Origin of the sequence: Streptomyces chromofuscus (genome assembly GCF_015160875.1) — a bacterium.
Taxonomy (GTDB): domain Bacteria; phylum Actinomycetota; class Actinomycetes; order Streptomycetales; family Streptomycetaceae; genus Streptomyces; species Streptomyces chromofuscus.
On the sequence record NZ_CP063374.1, the window covers coordinates 3,586,710 to 3,604,374 of the forward strand.

The window sequence follows — 17,665 nt, forward strand, 5'->3', positions numbered from 1 at the left end:
ACACGGCGTGGCCCCGTCGTCGACGAGGACGACGCGGGCCACGGGCATGTCGTTCGTGCAGTCGGCGACCGCGCCTTCGGCACGTGGGCGCGCCGGGGGTGTATCTCGGACGGCACTTCGCGCTCAGGTCAGTGCGGAAGTGTGCGGAGAGGGTGTGTGGGGCTTGTGGGATCCCGTGCGCCCCGCTGTGACGGCGGTCTCGGGCGGCTGACGCATCCGCGTGAGCAAGGCAAACTGACAGCATTGCTCAGGGTGTCTAGGGGGACGGCTATGGACGGGGTGCCGGCGCGGAGGCGTCCGGGCGGTGCGGAGGAGCCCGTCGCACTGCGCTTCGGTGTGCTCGGACCGGTGCGCGCCTGGCGTGGCGACGAGCCGCTGGCCACGGGATCCCCACAGCAACGGGCCCTGCTCGCCGCGCTGCTGCTGCGCGAGGGCCGTACGGCGACCGCGGCACAGCTGATCGACGCGCTGTGGGGCGAGGAGCCGCCGTCGCAGGCGCTGGCGGCGGTGCGGACGTACGCCTCGCGGCTGCGCAAGGCGCTGGACCCCGACGTGCTGGTCAGCGAGTCCGGCGGCTACGCGATCCGGTCGGTCGGGGAGGGCGCCCTGGACCTGACGGTGGCGCAGGACCTCGCGGCGGACGCGGAGAAGGCGCGGGGCGCCGGGAACCCGGGCCGGGCCCGTGAGTTGCTGGGGCGGGCACTGGATCTGTGGGACGGGGAGGCGCTGGCGGGGGTGCCGGGTCCGTACGCCGAGGCGCAGCGCGTCCGGCTGGAGGAGTGGCGGCTGCAACTCCTCGAATCCCGCCTGGACATGGACCTGGAGCAGGGCTGCCACGCGGAGGCCGTCTCGGAGCTGACCGCGCTGACGGCGGCCCACCCCCTGCGGGAGCGGCTGCGCGAGCTGCTGATGCTGGCGCTGTACCGGTCGGGCCGCCAGGCGGAGGCGCTGGCGGTGTACGCCGACACACGGCGCCTGCTGGTGGACGAGCTGGGCGTCGACCCCCGGCCCGGCTTGAGGGAGTTGCAGCAGCGGATCCTGACGGCCGACCCCGGACTGGCGGAGCCGTCGGCGCCGGTCGCCGAGCCGGCCGCGATCCCGGTGCGTCCGGCACAACTCCCGGCCACCGTGCCCGACTTCACGGGCCGGGCGTCCTTCGTGGCCGAGTTGAGCGAGGTGCTGGGGTCGGCGGAGGGCCGGGTGATGGCCGTCTCCGCGGTGGCCGGGATCGGCGGGGTCGGCAAGACGACGCTCGCCGTGCACGTGGCGCACCAGGCACGGTCGGTGTTCCCGGACGGGCAGTTGTACGTCGACCTCCAGGGCGCCGGCCCCCGCGCGGCGGAGCCGGAGACGGTGCTGGGCTCGTTCCTGCGGGCCCTGGGCACGGCCGACTCGGCGATCCCGGACTCCCTGGAGGAGCGTGCGGCGCTGTACCGGTCCGTGCTGGACGGACGCCGGGTGCTGGTGCTGCTGGACAACGCCCGCGACGCCGCGCAGGTACGGCCCCTGCTGCCGGGGACCGAGGGGTGCGCGGCGCTGGTGACGTCCCGGGTGCGGATGGTGGACCTGGCCGGGGCGCACCTGGTCGACCTGGACGTGATGTCCCCGGACGAGGCGCTGTCGCTGTTCACGAAGATCGTCGGCGAGGAGCGGGTGGCCGCCGAACGGGAGGCGGCGCTGGACGTGGTCGCGGCGTGCGGTTTCCTTCCGCTCGCGATCCGTATCGCCGCGTCCCGCCTGGCGTCCCGCCGCACCTGGACCGTTTCGGTCCTCGCGGCGAAACTCGCGGACGAACGCCGCCGGCTGGACGAGCTCCAGGCCGGCGACCTGGCGGTGAAGGCCACCTTCGAGCTGGGCTACGGACAACTGGAGCCCGCCCAGGCACGGGCGTTCCGGCTGCTGGGGCTCGCGGACGGGCCGGACATCTCGCTGCCGGGGGCGGCGGCGGTGCTGGATCTGGCGCCGGCCGACACCGAGGACCTGCTGGAGTCGCTGGTCGACACCTCGCTGCTGGAGTCGGCGGCCCCCGGCCGCTACCGGTTCCACGACCTGGTACGGCTCTACGCGCGAGCCTGCGCGGAGCGCGACGAGCACCCGCCGGGCGAGCAGGACGCGGCGATGTCCCGGCTGCTGGACTTCTACCTGGCGACGGCCGCGGCCGTGTACGCCATCGAGCGGCCCGGGGACCGGCTGGTGGACCACCTCGCCGCCACGGACCGTCCCGGCCTCGCCTTCCCGGACGGCGCCTCGGCCCGGGACTGGCTCTACACCGAGGCCAACTGCCTGCTCGCGTTCGCCCGGCAGAGCGCCGGCCGGCCGGGCTGCCTGCGCCGGGCCGTCGATCTGCTGTGGGCCGCGCACGACCTCTCCGAGTCGGGGGCCAACTCCCGGGAGTACGAGGCCACCGCCAAGGCCGTGCTGGACGCGGCCCAGCAGGTCGGCGGGGCGCGGGAGGAGGCGCGGGCGCTGATGACGCTGGCAGCCGCGCATCTGGACGGGGGACGTTTCGACATGGCCGACCGGGAGGCCGCGCAGGTCATCGACCGGGCGCGAGAGGCGGACGACCTGCTGCCCGTGTCCTGGGCCCACAACGCGCGCGGCGTCATCGCGCTGTACCAGAACCGCAACGCGGAGGGCGAGGAGCACCTGTCCCGGGCCATCGAGCACTTCCGTGTCCTCGGGGACCGGCCCGGCGAGGCCAGCGCCCTGTGCAACCTCTCCCGCATCCACCTGGCGACCGGGCGGACGCAGAGCGCCGTCACCCTGGCCCAGAAGGGCATGGAGATCTACGACACCATGGGCAACTCCATGCGCGGCGCCAACGGCCGCTACGCGCTGGGCATGGCGCTCACGCAGAGCGGACAGCTGGAGGCGGCCACGGGCCGGCTGCTGGAGGCGCTCGGCGTCTTCCGCGACAGCCGCCAGCGCCTGTGGGAGGGGATGACGCTGTTCCGGCTGGCCGAGGTGGACATCGCCGGGCGGCGCTTCCCGCAGGCCGCCGCGAACGCGGAGATGGCGCTGACCGTGCTGCGGGGCATCGGGGGCGAATGGCGCCGGGCCAACGTCCTCACCGTCCTCGGCCGTGCGCTGACCGGCATCGGCCACACGGGGCGTGCCCAGGTCTGCTGGCAGGAAGCGGCGCGCGTCTACGAGGAGTTGGGCTCGCCGGAGGCCGCGGAGGTCCGCGCGTTGCTGACGCCCCTGCGCGCGGCCTGACCGCGGTGCCGGGGTGTTCATCATTCGTTTATCGCCCTGGGCCATGCTTCACGTGCGGGCCGAGCCGTCGCGTCGGGGGGCAGACGGCCGGCCGCACCGGGTCGCCGACCGACGCATCGGGGGGAGCGGCCCGAACGCCCGTCCGGTCATCCGCGGGGGAGTGACCGGACGGGTCCTCAGCCACGGACCAACACTCCACGGGAGCGAACGATCATGAGCGACGAGACCGTCGTCAAGCCGCAGGACATCCACGCCACTTCCGAGCCCGCGTCGGCCGACGCCGGGTCGGACACCGAGGGCGGTGCGACGACCCAGGGGGACATCCACGCCACCGAGGAGCCCCTGGAGACGAAGGACATCCACGCGACGTCGGAGCCGTTCAAGCCGACGAAGTAACGCCTTCCGCAGGGGACACGGCCGCGGCGGCACGGAGGGGAGTCGCCGAGGCGGGGTGACGTGTCGTCCGGCACGGCGGCCGGGCGGAGGGAACTTCGCCCGGCCGTAGGTGGGTTGACGCGTGTTCACCTCCGCGGACGCGCGTTCGCCTTCGCCCCGGAGGTTCACGTTCCGATCCCCGGCTCGATCCGAGAGTTCAGCGATCATTACGGTGCGCGCGGTGTGAAAGCGGTGTGCGCGAGCCAATCATCTTGTCATGAACCTGTTGCCCGACGGGCGGGCAACAGCCTCATGGAGGTGTGGGAATGCACCGCAGACTCGCCAGCGCTCTCGCCACCACGACCCTCTCCCTGGCCACCGTCGTCGCCACCGCGACGGCCGCCAGTGCCGCCCCGGCCGACAAGCCGCAGGTGCTCGCCAGTTGGACGCAGACCAGTGCGACCAGCTACAGCGCATGGGCCGCCGCCCGCGCGAACCAGGGTGCCTGGGCCGCCTACGGCTTCGACTGGTCGACCGACTACTGCTCCACGTCGCCGGACAACCCGTTCGGCTTCCCCTTCGCCATGTCCTGCGCGCGCCACGACTTCGGCTACCGCAACTACAAGGCCGCCGGCACCTTCAGCGCCAACAAGGACCGTCTCGACAGCGCCTTCTACGAGGACCTGAAGCGAGTCTGCAACAACTACGGCGGCGCGACCCTGACCGCCTGCAACAGCACCGCCTGGACCTACTACCAGGCCGTCCGCGCCTTCGGCTGATCCCGGCCGCACCCTCCGCAACGGGGCGCCCCGCTCCGCCCTCCTGCCGGCCGGGTCCGCCGGACCCGGCCGGCAGGAGAATCGCCGTCCCCCCACCCGCACGCCTCCGTTGTCCCCCCGGTCACTCCGGCGTCGCACCGTGCCGCCACGCTCGGGCGTCGTGGCAACCGACCGGAGCACGCCGGCGGACCCCGGACCTGCGTACGCGTTCTGGCAGACGGTCCCGCTCGCGGCGCTGTTCGTCGTGTTCCTGGACACGGCCACCGACTTCTTCCCCGACGACCCGCTCGTGGGCGTCCTGACCCCGACGCGGCTCGCACTGCTGGTCGGTGTGTCGGCCGTGGCCGTCCCGGTCCGGGGGCGGCCACGGACGCGACTGCGGGACTTCCGGACGCCGCTCGACCTGCCGATCGCTCCGGCCGGTGCGGCGAGAGGGCGTGCCGGACGCCGCGACGGGGGACTGACCAACAAGGTAATGGGGGGAACGTTGCCTGTCGCGGCACTTGTCCTGTGACCGGTGAGGGCTACTGCTCCGGCTCGGCGACCTCGTCGACGTCACAGCCGGCCACTTCGGCGGCGCGACTTCTGTTGCTCGACTCGATGTCGACGGTGATCGTGTCGTCGCCGGGCACTTCGACGAACCAGGTCTCCTGCTTGACGGTGGCACCCATCCGGTTCTCGAAGGTGACGTCGACGGCGAAGGTGGCCGTGCTCGCGTTGGGGTTGGTGATCTCGACCCTGGAGTAAGGGGCCTTGCCGGTGACGCACTTGACCAGCTTCACCGAGGCGTTCCGCAGCGTCTCGGCGGAGCCCGATCCGGAGGAGCCGGTGTTGTCGTCGGAGTCGTCGTAGCCGCCGCTGCCGCTGGTCGAGCCGCCGTAGTCGTAGTCGTCATCGCCGTCGTCCGTCCCCGACCAAGTGCCTCCCCCGGACGTCGACGACGAACTGTCGTGGTTTTGGCCGGAGCTGCTGCACCCGCCGCCTCCCCCGCCGCCGCTGCCGCCGCTGTGGCGTCCCGTCGAGAAACCGGTCAGCGTCAGGACCACCAACGCCGCCACTGCCGTGAGCTTGAGCTTGCGCCCCCGAAGATCCATGCCGTCAGGCTATGGATCACCTGTCACGGCCATGTCACCACATGGCGACCGTCGCGCACCCGCTGTAGCGTCATGGGTGAGCACGGTGAACACCGGGCTCGCCCGAGCGACGGCCGCCGTCCGGACAACCCTTCCGTGCGCCCGGTACGACGGCCGTCGCCGGCGCGCCGGTCAGGTGGTGCGGGCCGTGCCCGTGCCCTTCTCGGCGTCCAGGGCGTAGACGCAGCGGTCCTTGCTGCACGCGTACACGATCCCGTCCCTGACGACCGGGGAGCCGGTGATCTCGCCGCCGGTGGCGAGTTTCCAGCGCAGCCGGCCGTCGTCGGCCTTCAGCGTGTACAGGAGGTGGTCGGTGGCGCCGAAGTGGATACGGCCCTCGGCGACCGAGGGGGTGCCCACGATGTCGCCGCCCGCCTGGAAACGCCACTTGGGCGTGCCGGTGACCGCGTCCAGGGTGTAGAGGCCGGTGCCGCTGCCGACGTGCACATGTCCGGCGGCGACCAGGACCGGTTCGACGGACGTGCGGGCCTCGGTGGCGATCCGCCAGCGGTCGCGGCCGTCGGTGGCGTCGAGGGCGTACACGGTGCCGAGGTAGTCGGCGAGGTAGACGCCGCCGCCGGTGACCGCCGGGCCGGGCACGAAGGTGGGCGGGGACAGGAAGACCGCGGGCGCCTCGAAGTGCCAGCGGACGTGCCCGCCGGCCACGTCGACGGCGAGGACGCGGGTGCCCGCGGTGACGTAGACGTAGCCGTCGGAGGCGGGTGCGACCCGGACCGGGACGCCGCCGCAGGAGGCCGCGTCGCCGATCGGGTACGACCAGCGCTCGTCGCCGGTGCGGGCGTCCAGGGCGCGCAGACGGGCGTCCTGCCAGACGTAGACGGTGCCGTCGTGCAGGGCGGGGCCGGCCTCGGGGGACTCGAAGTCGCTCTGGCAGCCGGTGACCTCCCACAGCTTGCGGCCGCTGCCGGCCTCCCAGGCCTGCACGCCGCCCCCGCGGGTGCCGGTGACGACGGTGCCACGCTCGGCCTTCAGGGAGTACACCCAGGCGTCCGTGGACAGCCGCCACAGGTCGGTGCCCTCGCGGGCGTCCAGGGCGAACAGGGTGGGGCCGTCGGAGGCGTGGATCCGGCCGTCCGCGACCGCCATCGACCAGGCCACGTCCCGGGTCTTGAAGCGGCGCCGGCCGGTGGCCACGTCGAGGGCGTGCACCTCGAAGGAGGTGACGTACACGAGGTCGCCGTCGACGGCCGGGGTGCCCCAGACGTCGTTGGACATCCGGAACCGCCAGGGCCGCCAGCCCGCCGGGCTCTCCGCGGGCGCGGGGGGCGGCGGCGCGGGGACGGCGGGCTCGGCGCCGTTGACCCCGGGGCGCGGCTTGGACCAGGAGGCGGCCAGGCCCGCCTCGGGCGGGGGCGCCTTGACGGCGGCGGCACGGGCGTCGGCGACGCGCGGGCCGGGACCGATGGGCACGGGGCACCGGCCAGCCGGACCGGGCGGCGTCGGGGCGCCGACCGGGGCGGGCACCGGCGGGGCGGTGACGGGCGGCGCCGGGACGACGGGGTCGTGCGGGGGCGGGGGCGGCACGGCGGGCGGACGGCCGGAGCCGCGGCCCGCGGCGGACGTGGGCGGGGCGGGACGGCCGCCGCGGCGGGACTCGATCAGGCCGACGGCCTTCTCCGGCAGCCACGCCGAGGCCGTACCGCTGTCGTCGGAGCCGGAGCCGAACAGGTGCGGGGCGAGCTGGGCCTGGAGGTCGGCCGGGGTGGGGCGGGCCGAGGGGTCCATCTGCATGCAGGACTCGATCAGCGGGCGCAGCTCGTCGGGCAGGCCGTCGAGGTCGGGGCCCTCGCGGAGCAGCATGAAGACCGTCTCGACCGGGTTGGCGCCGTGGAAGGGCGGGTGGCCGGTCGCGGCGAAGACGAGCGTGGAGCCCAGCGAGAAGACGTCGCTGGCACCGGTGACGGAGCGCGAGTCCTTGGCCTGCTCGGGCGACATGTAGGCGGGGGTGCCGACGGCCACGTTCGTCATGGTCAGACGGGTGTTCGAAACGCCGGAGGCGATGCCGAAGTCGATCACCCGGGGTCCGTCCTCGACGACGAGGACGTTCGAGGGCTTGAGGTCACGGTGGACCAGCCCGGCGCCGTGGATCGACTGGAGCGCCTCCGCGACGCCCGCGGCCAGCCAGCGCACCGCCTGGGCCGGGAGCGGCCCGCAGTCGTTCACTATCTCCTCGAGGGAGGGCGCGGGAACGTACGCGGTCGCCAGCCACGGCACCGCGGCGCGCGGGTCGGCGTCGACCACGGCCGCCGTGTAGAAGCCGGAGACCGCGCGGGCCGCCTCGACCTCGCGCGTGAAGCGGACACGGAACAACTGGTCCTCGGCCAGCTCCGTCCGGACGGTCTTGATCGCCACGCGCCGGCCGGACGCCGAGCGCGCGAGATAGACCAGCCCCATGCCGCCGGCTCCCAGCCGTCCCAGCACCTCGAACGGCCCGATCCGCCGCGGATCGTGCTGCGTCAGCTGATCCACCACTTGCCTGCCACCTCCCCGTACGAGCCGCGTCACCACATATGTACGCGACCCCGTGCAGCGTCTCACCACCGCACCGCCGCGGCGGCACGCACCCCGATTCTTCCTGTCCAGGCCACAGGTTGCGAACCCGGTGACATATGGGGTGTCTCACCACATATCAGGGCAAGTAGTGGTGCATTCCGGGACAAGCGGTGGCGCAAAGGTCGCCCGGGTCAGCGCTGGAGTACCGCGAACGACGCCCCCTGGCCGTCCGTGACCACTGCCACCGTGCCGTACGAGGTGTCGAAAGGTCCCGCCTGGATCCGGCCGCCGAGCCGGTTCACCTCGGTGAGCGTGGCCTCGCAGTCCTCCACCCCGAAATGGACGAGGAAGTGCGGCGGCATCTCGGCCGGGAAGATGTCGGTGAGCGGGGCGCGGCCGACGTCGGGCTCGGCGCCGGGCCCGAACAGCGCCTCGTGGAAGAGACCGCCGTAGAAGGCGTTGGCGGCGGCGGTGTCGCGGGTGTACAGCTCGGCCCAGACGAAGGCGCCGGGCTCGTGCCGCAGGCCGAAGCCCGCGTGGGTCCCCGGCTGCCACAGGCCGAACACCGCGCCCTCGGCGTCGGTGACCAGCGCGGCGACGCCCAGCTCGCCGACCGGCACCGGCGCGGTCACCACCTGCCCGCCCGCCGCCCTGATCCGCCCGGCGAGCGCCTCGGCGTCCGGCGTCGCGAAGTACACCGTCCAGACGGTGGGCAGCCGGCCGTCCGCCTTCTGCGCGAGCGCGGCGACAGGCTCGCCCTCGTGGTAGGCCCACACGGTGCCGCCGTACGACGGCTGGAAGGACCAGCCGAAGAGATCACCGTAGAACCGCTTGCCCGCCTCCACGTCGGCGAGCTGCGCGTCCACCCAGCACGGGACGCCCTCGGTGTACGCCGCTTCGCGCGCAGATGTGCTGTTTTCGGCCATGCCGCCAAAGTAACGGTGCCGCCGACACCCCGCTCACCGGCCACACCACGCTCCGTTTCCCCGTGCACCCCATTTGCAGTCGGCCGAATAGCGCTCCCATCACCCCTCGGTAAGCTGACGACATGACAGGACAAGTGCGTACCGTCGACGGCCGCGTGGCCGGCCGGCGTGGGCAGGCGACGCGGCAGAAGCTGCTCGACTGCCTCAGTGAGATGCTCAGCTCCTCTCCCTACCGGGACGTCAAGGTCATCGATGTCGCCAGGAAGGCGGGCACTTCGCCCGCGACCTTCTACCAGTACTTCCCGGACGTCGAGGGAGCCGTCCTGGAGATCGCCGAGCAAATGGCCGCCGAGGGCGCCGGTTTGACGGAACTGCTCGAAGGCCGCACCTGGGTCGGCAAGGCCGGCTGGCAGACCGCCCAGGAACTCGTCGACGGTTTCCTGGAGTTCTGGCGCAAGAACGACGCGATCCTGCGCGTCGTCGATCTCGGCGCCGCCGAGGGGGACAAGCGGTTCTACAAGATCCGCATGAAGATCCTGAACTCGGTGAACAACTCCCTGGTGGACGCCGTCACCGAACTCCAGTCCAAGGGCCGCGTCGACAAGGACGTGAACCCGGCGGCGATCGCCGGTTCCCTGGTCGCGATGCTCGCTGCGGTCGCCTCGCACCAGAAGGGCTTCACCAGCTGGGGCGTCAAGCAGGCCGAACTCAAGCCGAACCTGGCGCTGTTGGTGCATCTGGGCATCACCGGCAAGAAGCCGAGCAGGTAGCCGCGGCGGCCCCCTTTCTCTCTTTCTTCTCGCACAAATCCTGTCAGGCAGGCGGTGGTCCACTCGGGTGGGCCACCGCCTGTCACGTATCACGCCGGCAGCGGGCGGTCCTTGACCACGTGCTTCATCACCAGGGTGGAGGTGAGCCGCTGAACCCCCGGCAGCGTCGCGAGCCGCTCGTCGTACAGCCGCTGGAACGCGGCGAGGTCCGCGGTGGCCACCCGCAACAGGTAGTCCGGCTCCCCGAACAGCCGCTGCGCGTCCAGTACGTGCTCCACCTCACCGACCGCCTTCTCGAACTCGGCGACCGTGTCCCGGTCCTCCTGGCGCATGGACACGAAGACCAGCGCCTCGAAGGTCAGCCCCACGGCACCCGGATCGACCACCGCCCGGTATCCGCTGATCGCCCCCGACCGCTCCAGCTCCCGCAGCCGCCGGTGACACGGCGAGACGCTCAGCCGCACCCGCGCGGCCAGCTCGGTCACGGTCAGCCGCCCGTCCTGCTGCAGCTCGGCAAGAATCTTCCGGTCGATTGCGTCCATGGGAAAGATTCTCCCCGAGAAGCGGTGTCCACAGGAAAATTTCGGGAACACTTTCGGGCACTTCCTGACTAATCTCCCCCCATGGACTCCGCGATCCTGCTCTCCTTCCTCGCCCTCGACCTGCTGCTGGTGTGCGTGCCGGGCGCGGACTGGGCGTATGTGATCTCGGCCGGTCTGCGCGACCGTTCGCCGGTCACGGCGGTGGCGGGCCTGGTCAGCGGCTACGCCCTGCACACGGTGCTCGCGGCGGCCGGCCTGGCGGTCCTGGTGGCGGGATCGCCCGCCCTCCTCACCGCGCTGACGGTGGTGGGAGCGGCGTACCTGGTGTGGCTGGGGTGGGGCGTGCTGCGCCGGCCGGGCACCCCGCAGGCCGGTCACGCCCCGGCGTCCCGCGGCCGGGTCTTCCTGCGGGGCGCCGCGATCAGCGGCCTGAACCCCAAGGGGCTGCTGCTCTACCTCTCGGTGCTGCCGCAGTTCCTCGTCACGGACCACGCGCATCTGCCGGTACCGGCCCAGACGGTCGTCCTCGGGCTGTCGCACATGGCCTGCTGTGCGGCTGTCTACCTCGGCGTCGGATGCGCCGCGCGCGCGGTCCTGGGCGCGCGCCCGGCGGCGGCGCGGGCGGTGGCGCGGACGTCGGGGGCGGCGATGCTGGGGATCGGGGCGTTCCTCCTGGTGCAGCGGCTGGCGACGCTGTAGCGGCCGGAGGGCCCGCACCGCCCGCTCTCCTCGGACGATCCCGGCGCCCCGCCGGACGGCCGCCTCCACCCGCTCGAAGAGCAGCCCGCCGCCGGCCGCGCGCGCGAAGTACGGGGGGCGCCGCGCTCCCGGGTGAAAGCGAGCCCGCCGTGCGGCTGGACGCCGAGCCGCGGGCCACCCGAACTGCTCATGCCCGCCGACGTGTTCGACGGCGGGTCGCTGACGGAACAGCGGCCCTCCGGGTGGTGTTGTGGGGAAGAGGCTGTTCGACGACGACGCCGCTGGAGGCGATCCCCTATGGCACTGACCCGTGAGGAACGCGAGCAGTTCCTGGCCGAGCCGCACGTCGCGGCGCTTGCCGTGGCCGCGGAGGAGGGCCGGGCGCCGCTCAGCGTGCCGATCTGGTATCAGTACGAGCCCGGCGGCGACCTGTGGATCCTGACGGGGCTGGACTCCCGCAAGCACCGGCTGATCGGCGCGGCCGGGCGTTTCACGCTGATGGTCGACCGGCTGGAGCCCACCGTGCGGTACGTGTCGGTCGAGGGGCCGGTCGTGGACACCACCCCCGGCACGGTCGAGAAGCTGCGCGAGATCTCGGCGCGGTACCTGCCGGCCGAGAAGGTCGAGGAGTACGTCGACTTCTCGTTGAAGAACCACGGGGAGATGGTCGTCGTCCGGATGCGGCCGGAGCGGTGGGTGTCGTCGGACCTCGGGACGGTGTAGCCGCGCGGCGGCGGGGGCGCCCGCGATACTCGACGCATGGAACCGGAGGATCTGCACGAGCTGCTGAGGTCGCTGCGGGTGTGGGACCCGGAGGTCACGTCCCTGCCGCCGCTCGACCCCGACACCGCACCCGCCGCCCCGCTCCCCCTCTTCACCACCTGGTTCGCGGAGGCGGTGGCGGCGGGCCAGCCGGAGCCGCACACCATGTCCCTGGCCACGTCCGACGAGGACGGCCGCCCGGACGTGCGGATCGTGATCCTGCACGGCGCGGAGGCCGGCGCCTGGACCTTCGCGACCCACGCGACCAGCCGCAAGGGCCGGCAGCTCGCCGCCCGGCCGTACGCCGCGCTGACCTTCTACTGGCACGTCCACGGCCGCCAGGTCCGGGTGCGCGGCCCGGTCACCACGGCCCCGCCCGCCGAGAGCCTGGCCGACCTGCACGCCCGCTCCACCGGTGCGCTGGCCGCCGCGCTGACCGGGCGGCAGAGCGAGCCGCTGGACTCGCTCCAGGCCCTGGCGCGGGCGTCCGAGGCGGCGTGGAACCGGGCCCGGGAGAACCCAGGCGCCCCGTCCCCGACCTGGACCCTGTACCGACTCCGCCCGGACGAGGTCGAGTTCTTCCAGGGGGACGAGCGGCGCAGGCACGTGCGGCTCAAGTACCTCAGGAGCGACGAGGGCTGGGGCAAGCAGTTGCTCTGGCCGTGACGGGCCCGTTCCTCACGGGTGTTCCACCGGCGGGTCCGTCGCCAGGCGGGCGTGGAGGTGGACGTCGCGGAAGGCGTCCTGGCGGTCGGACTCCCCCATGGCGCCGCGCAGGGTCCCCTCGTACGGGAAGCCGCAGTGGCCGGCTGTCCGGCAGGAGGCGTCGTGGCCCACGGCGTGCCCGAGTTCCAGCCGGTGCAGGCCGAGGTCGGTGAAGGCCCAGCGGGCGGCGACCGTGAGGGCGCGGGTGGCGGCGCGCCGGCCGCGGGCCTCGGGGAGGATCCAGTAACCGACCCGGGCGACGCGGAAGACGTGGTCGATCTCGTTGACGCCGAGGTGACCGAGGGTCGCACCGGTTGCCGCGTCGGTGACGCGGAAGGACACGCTGGTGCCGTTCGCCGCGTTGTCGGCCTTGGCGCGCAGCGAGGCGCGGGCGGTGGCGAGGTCGGTGACCGGGGTGAGAGGGGTGTTCCAGCGGCGGAACTCCGGGTCGGACATGCCGCGCAGCCAGGCCTCCACGTCCGCGTCGGAGCCGGGGTCCCAGCCGCGCAGGCGCAGACCGTGGCCGTACGGCTCGGGGTAGGGGTGGGCGACGTAGCGCGGGTTCATGAGAGCCATCGCCCCATTCAATCCCGTCGGACTGCGGCCTTCACCCCGGATCCGGGCGGATCCGGAACACCGGGACGCCCTGCCTGAGGTCGGCAGCACGCAGCACGCCGCTCACATCTGACAGCACGTCAGCCGGCGCGGGCGGAGAAGGCCCGTCGCACACAACCGATCTCCCTGCGCCACAAGCCCCACCCACTTCTTGCCCACCCGTGATCGATCCGCAACCAATTCCGGTCTTGACCGAGACCCATCAACCCGGCATGTGATTACGCTCGCGACCATGCCCGACTCCACAGCGCCCACCAACGACGAGGCCCCGAAGCCGACGGCAACGAGTCCGGAGTCCGCACGTGCGGAGGCCGGGGGCCCCGGCGGCGCGAAGGTGCCGCGGCAGAAGGGGAGTCGTGGCGTGCGACAGGCACCCGCCGACCGGCCCGTCTACGTCATCGGCGGCGGGCCCGGTGGACTCGCCGCCGCGCAGGCCCTGCGGGCGCGGGGCATCAGGGCCGTCGTGCTGGAGAAGTCGGACCGCGTCGGCGCCTCCTGGCGGCGGCACTACGACCGGCTGCACCTGCACACCACCCGGCGCCTGTCCGCCCTGCCCGGACTGCCGATGCCGCGCCGGTTCGGGCGGTGGGTGGCCCGGGACGACGTCGTGCGGTACCTGGAGAAGTACGCCGAGCACCACGAGTTGGAGATCGTCACCGGCGTCGAGGTCACCCGCGTGGAGCCCGCGCCCGACGGCACCGGCTGGCTGCTGCACGCCACCGGCGGCCGCCGGCTGACCGGCGGCGCGGTCGTCGTCGCAACCGGATACAACCACACCCCCCGCATCCCGCAGTGGCCCGGCCGCGACACCTACACCGGCGACTTCCTGCACGCCTGCGCGTACCGCAACCCCGAGCCCTACGCCGGCCGGGACGTCCTCGTCGTCGGCGTCGGCAACACCGGCGCGGAGATCGCCGTCGACCTCGTCGAGGGCGGGGCCTCGCGCGTACGGCTGTCGGTGCGCACCGCGCCCCACATCGTCCGCCGCTCCACCGCCGGCTGGGCCGCCCAGTACACCGGCGTCCTCGTCCGCCGCCTCCCGGTCGGCCTCGTCGACCGGCTCGCCCGGCCGCTGGCCAGGCTGAGCGTGCCCGACCTCGCCGAGCACGGCCTGCCCCGCCCGGACACCGGCCTCTACAGCAGGGTCACCGAGGGCGCGATCCCGGTGCAGGACGTGGGTCTCATCGACGCGGTCCGCACGGGCAAGGTCGAGATCGTGGCCGCGGTGGAGGCCTTCGACGGCGACGAGGTCGTCCTCGCCGACGGCAACCGCGCCGGCCCCGACACGGTCATCGCGGCCACCGGCTACGTCCGCGCCCTGGGCCCCCTCGTCGGCCACCTCGACGTCCTGGACGACCAGGGCGGACCGGTCGCGCACGGCGCCCGCACCCCGAGGAACGCACCCGGCCTGTACTTCACCGGCTTCACCACCCCGATCAGCGGCACGCTCCGCGAACTCGCCATCGACGCGGAGAGGATCGCCAGGGCCGTCGCCCGGAAAAGCGCCGACGAGGTCTCCCGCATCCCCGGCTGACCGACGCACCCGCGCCCCTCCTGCGGCCCCCGCCATATCCTGACAGAGTGTCAGTTACGTGCACCGCCACACGTAAGCGGGGGCGGCACCGGCCGCGGTTGCCGCGCGGGCGCCGATCCGCGGGGCGGTGCGGCCGGGGAGCAGGCGGCCGTCCTGGGGCCTGTCGTTCGGATCACGCCGCAGACGACAGACCCTGGGCCGTGGCGAGCGGAGCCGTCGGCTTCCTGCGGATCACCAGCGCCATCAGCGTCGCCGCCGCGCACAGCGCCCCGGAGGCGTACCACATCACGTCGTACGACCCGAACACGTCCCGCGCGACGCCGCCCAGGAAGGCCACCGCCGCCGCCCCGATCTGGTGCGAGGCCAGCACCCAGCCGAACACGATCGCGCTGTCGTCCCCGTACTGCTCCCGGCACAGCGCCAGCGTCGGCGGCACGGTGGCGACCCAGTCGAGCCCGTAGAAGACGATGAAGAAGATCATCGGCGGGCGCACGTCGGGGCCCAGGAGCAGGGGCAGGAACAGGAGCGAGACGCCCCGCAGCGCGTAGTACACCGCCAGCAGCCGCCGCGCGTCGAACCGGTCGGTGAACCAGCCGGAGGCCACCGTGCCGACCACGTCGAACACCCCGATGACCGCGAGCAGCGAGGCCGCCGCCGTGATCGGCATGCCGTGGTCGTGGGCCGCGGGCACGAAATGGGTCTGGATCAGGCCGTTCGTGGACGCGCCGCAGATCGCGAACGTCCCCGCCAGCAGCCAGAAGGGACCGGTGCGGACGGCGGAGAGGAGCACGGTCACCGCCCGCCGCGCCGCACCCGGCACGGAAACCGGCTTCGGCACGAACTCCGCGGCGCCGTACGGCTTCAGGCCCACGTCCGCCGGATGGTCCCGCAGCAGCAGCCAGACGAACGGCACCACCGCGAGGGCGGCGAGCGCCACCGTGACGGCGGCCGGGCGCCAGTCGTGGGTCGCGACGATCCAGGACAGTACCGGCAGGAAGATCAGCTGACCCGACGCCGAGGCGGCGGTGAGGATGCCGGTGACCAGACCGCGCCGCTCGGTGAACCAGCGGTTGGTGACGGTCGCCGCGAACGCCAGCGCCATCGAGCCGCTGCCGAGGCCGACCAGCAGGCCCCAGCACAGCAGCAGTTGCCAGGCCGCGGTCATCCACACCGTCGCGCCCGAGCCGATCGCGATCACGGTCAGCGCGCCGGCGACGACCCGCCGGATGCCGAAGCGGTCCATCAGCGCGGCCGCGAACGGCGCGGTCAGACCGTACAGGGCGAGGTTGACGGAGACCGCCGCGCCGATCGTGCCGTGGGACCAGCCGAACTCCTGGTGCAGGGGGTCGATCAGCAGCCCCGGCAGGGAGCGGAAGGCCGCCGCGCCGATGATCGTCACGAAGGTGACGGCGGCGACGAACCACGCGCGGTGGATGCGCGCACGACCCGGCTGCGGGGTGGGGACGACTGCCGCGGTTTCGCTTGTCTGGGTCACGACACACAGCTTCCGGCCAGGGCACCCCACGATCGAGTGACCCGAAGGACAGTGTTCGTTAGGATCGGGCCATGGATACGGCCGCCGCCCCTTTCCGTCCCCACCGCGTCGTCGTCCTCGCTCTCGACGGTCTGCTCCCCTTCGAGCTGGGCATCCCGCACCGGATCTTCGGCCGTCCCAAGGACGCCCTGGGCCGGCGCCTGTACGAGGTCGTCACCTGCTCGATCCGGCCGCCGGGCCCGGTGGAGACCGACGCCGACTTCTCCGTCCACGTCGCCCACGGCCCCGAGACCCTCGCCACCGCCGACACCGTGATCATCCCGGCGTCGTACGAACTCGGCCCGGTGTACGAGGAGGGCGTCCTCACCCGCGAACTGGCCGCCGCCCTCGCCCACATCGGCCCCGGCACCCGCCTCGCCTCCATCTGCACGGGCGTGTACGTCCTGGCCGCCGCCGGCCACCTGGACGGTCGCCCCGCGACCACGCACTGGGCCGACGCCGAGCGCCTCCAGCGGCTCTTCCCGCACGTCAGGGTGGACCCCGACGTCCTGTTCATCGACGACGGCGACGTCCTGACCTCGGCGGGCGTCGCGGCCGGCATCGACCTGTGCCTGCACATCGTGCGCCGTGACCACGGCACGGCGGTGGCCAACGAGGTGGCCCGGCGCACCGTCGTGCCCCCGCACCGCGACGGCGGGCAGGCGCAGTACGTCCAGCGGCCGGTGCCCGATCCGCAGCAGGCCTCCACGACCACCGCGCGGGCGTGGGCGCTCGGTCGGCTGCACGAGCCGATCCAACTGCGCGACATGGCCGAGCAGGTGGCCATGTCGGTGCGCACCTTCACCCGCCGGTTCCGCGAGGAGGTCGGCGTCAGCCCCGGCCAGTGGCTCACCCAGCAGCGCGTCGAACGCGCCCGCCACCTGCTGGAGTCCACCGACCTGTCCGTCGACCAGGTCGCCCACGACGCGGGCTTCGGCACGGCCCAGTCGATGCGCCAGCACCTCCAGGCGGCCCTGGGCGTCACGCCGACGGCGTACCGGCGGACGTTCCGGGCCGCGGCGAACGTCGCCCTGAGAAGGTGACGGCCGCGCGAGGGCAGAGCCGGAATCCGGAAGAGTTGTCCACAGGCTGTGGAGGAACCGGCCGCTTCGCCTTCTCATGACGGCGATGCGTGAGCCGTTGGCGGGCGCGCCGCTTTGCCGGTGACGCCCGTCGCCCTGCTGTGAATCGTGAGGGTGTCTGCGCATCGCGGGCGGCCCTGGTGATTCCGGATGGCGGCGCGTGCGCACTCGCCCCGAGCGCGGCGCCACACGCCGACCATCCGGCTCCGGCGCACCCGCCCCGGTTCCTCTTGCCCTGATGACGGAACCAACGCCGAATCGCGACTCGCACTCGACGAGGGCTCCCGTCACCGGAGCCCTCGCCGTCCCCTCGCGACGAACCGCTCTCCCCAGCGTGATCAACCGGACACGTCGCGTCAACAGCGATGCGGGAATTCGCCGCTCACATCCCGTTCGGCGTAGGCGCGCACGGAAGCACACACGGGCGCACATCCCCCCACCGGCCCGGACGGGCCCGGCACTGTTGCCACCGTGCCCCG

The 17,665-nt window shown here is 73.2% G+C and carries 16 protein-coding genes; 10 read left to right on the forward strand and 6 right to left on the reverse strand.

Annotated elements, in window-relative coordinates:
- The first annotated feature begins 270 nt into the window (after positions 1–270).
- The 4 genes from IPT68_RS16030 (at position 271) to IPT68_RS16045 (ending at position 4,884) form a co-directional block, all read left to right on the forward strand.
- Positions 271–3,216: an AfsR/SARP family transcriptional regulator gene (locus IPT68_RS16030; RefSeq protein ID WP_189700217.1), complete on the forward strand. Its 2,946-nt coding sequence runs from the start codon at positions 271–273 to the stop codon at positions 3,214–3,216.
- A gap of 213 nt (positions 3,217–3,429) precedes the next feature.
- Complete coding sequence (locus IPT68_RS16035) at positions 3,430–3,612, forward strand: hypothetical protein (RefSeq protein ID WP_189700218.1); 183 nt, start codon at positions 3,430–3,432, stop codon at positions 3,610–3,612.
- Between the two features lie 305 nt (positions 3,613–3,917).
- On the forward strand, positions 3,918–4,370 hold the full coding sequence (locus tag IPT68_RS16040) for a phospholipase (protein WP_189700219.1): 453 nt from the start codon (positions 3,918–3,920) through the stop codon (positions 4,368–4,370).
- Between the two features lie 160 nt (positions 4,371–4,530).
- Complete coding sequence (locus IPT68_RS16045) at positions 4,531–4,884, forward strand: hypothetical protein (protein WP_189700220.1); 354 nt, start codon at positions 4,531–4,533, stop codon at positions 4,882–4,884.
- Positions 4,885–4,894: 10 nt separating this feature from the next.
- Here the strand turns inward: IPT68_RS16045 and IPT68_RS16050 are convergent, their stop codons facing one another.
- The 3 genes from IPT68_RS16050 to IPT68_RS16060 form a co-directional block, all read right to left on the reverse strand.
- Positions 4,895–5,464, reverse strand: coding sequence for a hypothetical protein (locus tag IPT68_RS16050; protein ID WP_189700221.1), 570 nt, complete (start codon positions 5,462–5,464; stop codon positions 4,895–4,897).
- 171 nt (positions 5,465–5,635) lie between these two features.
- Entirely contained in the window at positions 5,636–7,996 is a 2,361-nt protein-coding gene (locus IPT68_RS16055; protein WP_194074101.1) for an outer membrane protein assembly factor BamB family protein, read from the reverse strand.
- Between the two features lie 212 nt (positions 7,997–8,208).
- Positions 8,209–8,943: a VOC family protein gene (locus IPT68_RS16060; protein WP_189700223.1), complete on the reverse strand. Its 735-nt coding sequence runs from the start codon at positions 8,941–8,943 to the stop codon at positions 8,209–8,211.
- A 134-nt stretch (positions 8,944–9,077) separates the two neighbouring features.
- Between IPT68_RS16060 and IPT68_RS16065 the strand changes: the two genes are divergently transcribed.
- Positions 9,078–9,713, forward strand: coding sequence for a TetR family transcriptional regulator (locus tag IPT68_RS16065; protein ID WP_189700345.1), 636 nt, complete (start codon positions 9,078–9,080; stop codon positions 9,711–9,713).
- Positions 9,714–9,802: 89 nt separating this feature from the next.
- On the opposite strand, the gene IPT68_RS16070 is transcribed toward IPT68_RS16065, so the two are convergent.
- Positions 9,803–10,255 carry an Lrp/AsnC family transcriptional regulator gene (locus IPT68_RS16070; RefSeq protein ID WP_189700224.1) on the reverse strand — a complete coding sequence of 151 codons (453 nt, stop codon included), beginning with the start codon at positions 10,253–10,255 and terminating at the stop codon, positions 9,803–9,805.
- 81 nt (positions 10,256–10,336) lie between these two features.
- Between IPT68_RS16070 and IPT68_RS16075 the strand changes: the two genes are divergently transcribed.
- From IPT68_RS16075 to IPT68_RS16085, 3 genes are all read left to right on the forward strand, one after another.
- The gene (locus IPT68_RS16075; protein ID WP_189700225.1) at positions 10,337–10,954 is read left to right on the forward strand and encodes a LysE family translocator; all 618 of its coding nucleotides are present in this window, start codon (positions 10,337–10,339) and stop codon (positions 10,952–10,954) included.
- A 297-nt stretch (positions 10,955–11,251) separates the two neighbouring features.
- Positions 11,252–11,677, forward strand: coding sequence for a pyridoxamine 5'-phosphate oxidase family protein (locus tag IPT68_RS16080; protein WP_189700226.1), 426 nt, complete (start codon positions 11,252–11,254; stop codon positions 11,675–11,677).
- Positions 11,678–11,713: 36 nt separating this feature from the next.
- On the forward strand, positions 11,714–12,382 hold the full coding sequence (locus IPT68_RS16085) for a pyridoxine/pyridoxamine 5'-phosphate oxidase (protein ID WP_189700227.1): 669 nt from the start codon (positions 11,714–11,716) through the stop codon (positions 12,380–12,382).
- A 12-nt stretch (positions 12,383–12,394) separates the two neighbouring features.
- On the opposite strand, the gene IPT68_RS16090 is transcribed toward IPT68_RS16085, so the two are convergent.
- Positions 12,395–12,997 carry a GNAT family N-acetyltransferase gene (locus tag IPT68_RS16090; protein WP_189700228.1) on the reverse strand — a complete coding sequence of 201 codons (603 nt, stop codon included), beginning with the start codon at positions 12,995–12,997 and terminating at the stop codon, positions 12,395–12,397.
- 271 nt (positions 12,998–13,268) lie between these two features.
- On the opposite strand from IPT68_RS16090, the gene IPT68_RS16095 reads away from it, so the two are divergent.
- Positions 13,269–14,570 carry a flavin-containing monooxygenase gene (locus tag IPT68_RS16095; protein WP_189700229.1) on the forward strand — a complete coding sequence of 434 codons (1,302 nt, stop codon included), beginning with the start codon at positions 13,269–13,271 and terminating at the stop codon, positions 14,568–14,570.
- Positions 14,571–14,742: 172 nt separating this feature from the next.
- Here the strand turns inward: IPT68_RS16095 and IPT68_RS16100 are convergent, their stop codons facing one another.
- Positions 14,743–16,065 carry an MFS transporter gene (locus IPT68_RS16100; protein ID WP_189700230.1) on the reverse strand — a complete coding sequence of 441 codons (1,323 nt, stop codon included), beginning with the start codon at positions 16,063–16,065 and terminating at the stop codon, positions 14,743–14,745.
- Positions 16,066–16,136: 71 nt separating this feature from the next.
- Here IPT68_RS16100 and IPT68_RS16105 point away from each other — a divergent pair, with 71 nt between their 5' ends.
- Positions 16,137–17,147, forward strand: a complete 1,011-nt coding sequence (locus IPT68_RS16105) for a GlxA family transcriptional regulator (RefSeq protein ID WP_189700231.1) — start codon at positions 16,137–16,139, stop codon at positions 17,145–17,147.
- The last annotated feature ends 518 nt before the right edge of the window (positions 17,148–17,665 follow it).

Excerpts from the sequence above, each read along its gene's own strand:
- IPT68_RS16070 (WP_189700224.1), bottom strand. The coding sequence starts at position 10,255 with ATGGACGCAATCGACCGGAAGATTCTTGCCGAGCTGCAGCAGGACGGG.
- IPT68_RS16105 (WP_189700231.1), top strand. The coding sequence starts at position 16,137 with ATGGATACGGCCGCCGCCCCTTTCCGTCCCCACCGCGTCGTCGTCCTC.
- IPT68_RS16060 (WP_189700223.1), bottom strand. The coding sequence starts at position 8,943 with ATGGCCGAAAACAGCACATCTGCGCGCGAAGCGGCGTACACCGAGGGC.
- IPT68_RS16035 (WP_189700218.1), top strand. The coding sequence starts at position 3,430 with ATGAGCGACGAGACCGTCGTCAAGCCGCAGGACATCCACGCCACTTCC.
- IPT68_RS16040 (WP_189700219.1), top strand. The coding sequence starts at position 3,918 with ATGCACCGCAGACTCGCCAGCGCTCTCGCCACCACGACCCTCTCCCTG.
- IPT68_RS16075 (WP_189700225.1), top strand. The coding sequence starts at position 10,337 with ATGGACTCCGCGATCCTGCTCTCCTTCCTCGCCCTCGACCTGCTGCTG.
- IPT68_RS16080 (WP_189700226.1), top strand. The coding sequence starts at position 11,252 with ATGGCACTGACCCGTGAGGAACGCGAGCAGTTCCTGGCCGAGCCGCAC.
- IPT68_RS16050 (WP_189700221.1), bottom strand. The coding sequence starts at position 5,464 with ATGGATCTTCGGGGGCGCAAGCTCAAGCTCACGGCAGTGGCGGCGTTG.
- IPT68_RS16085 (WP_189700227.1), top strand. The coding sequence starts at position 11,714 with ATGGAACCGGAGGATCTGCACGAGCTGCTGAGGTCGCTGCGGGTGTGG.
- IPT68_RS16030 (WP_189700217.1), top strand. The coding sequence starts at position 271 with ATGGACGGGGTGCCGGCGCGGAGGCGTCCGGGCGGTGCGGAGGAGCCC.
- IPT68_RS16095 (WP_189700229.1), top strand. The coding sequence starts at position 13,269 with ATGCCCGACTCCACAGCGCCCACCAACGACGAGGCCCCGAAGCCGACG.
- IPT68_RS16090 (WP_189700228.1), bottom strand. The coding sequence starts at position 12,997 with ATGGCTCTCATGAACCCGCGCTACGTCGCCCACCCCTACCCCGAGCCG.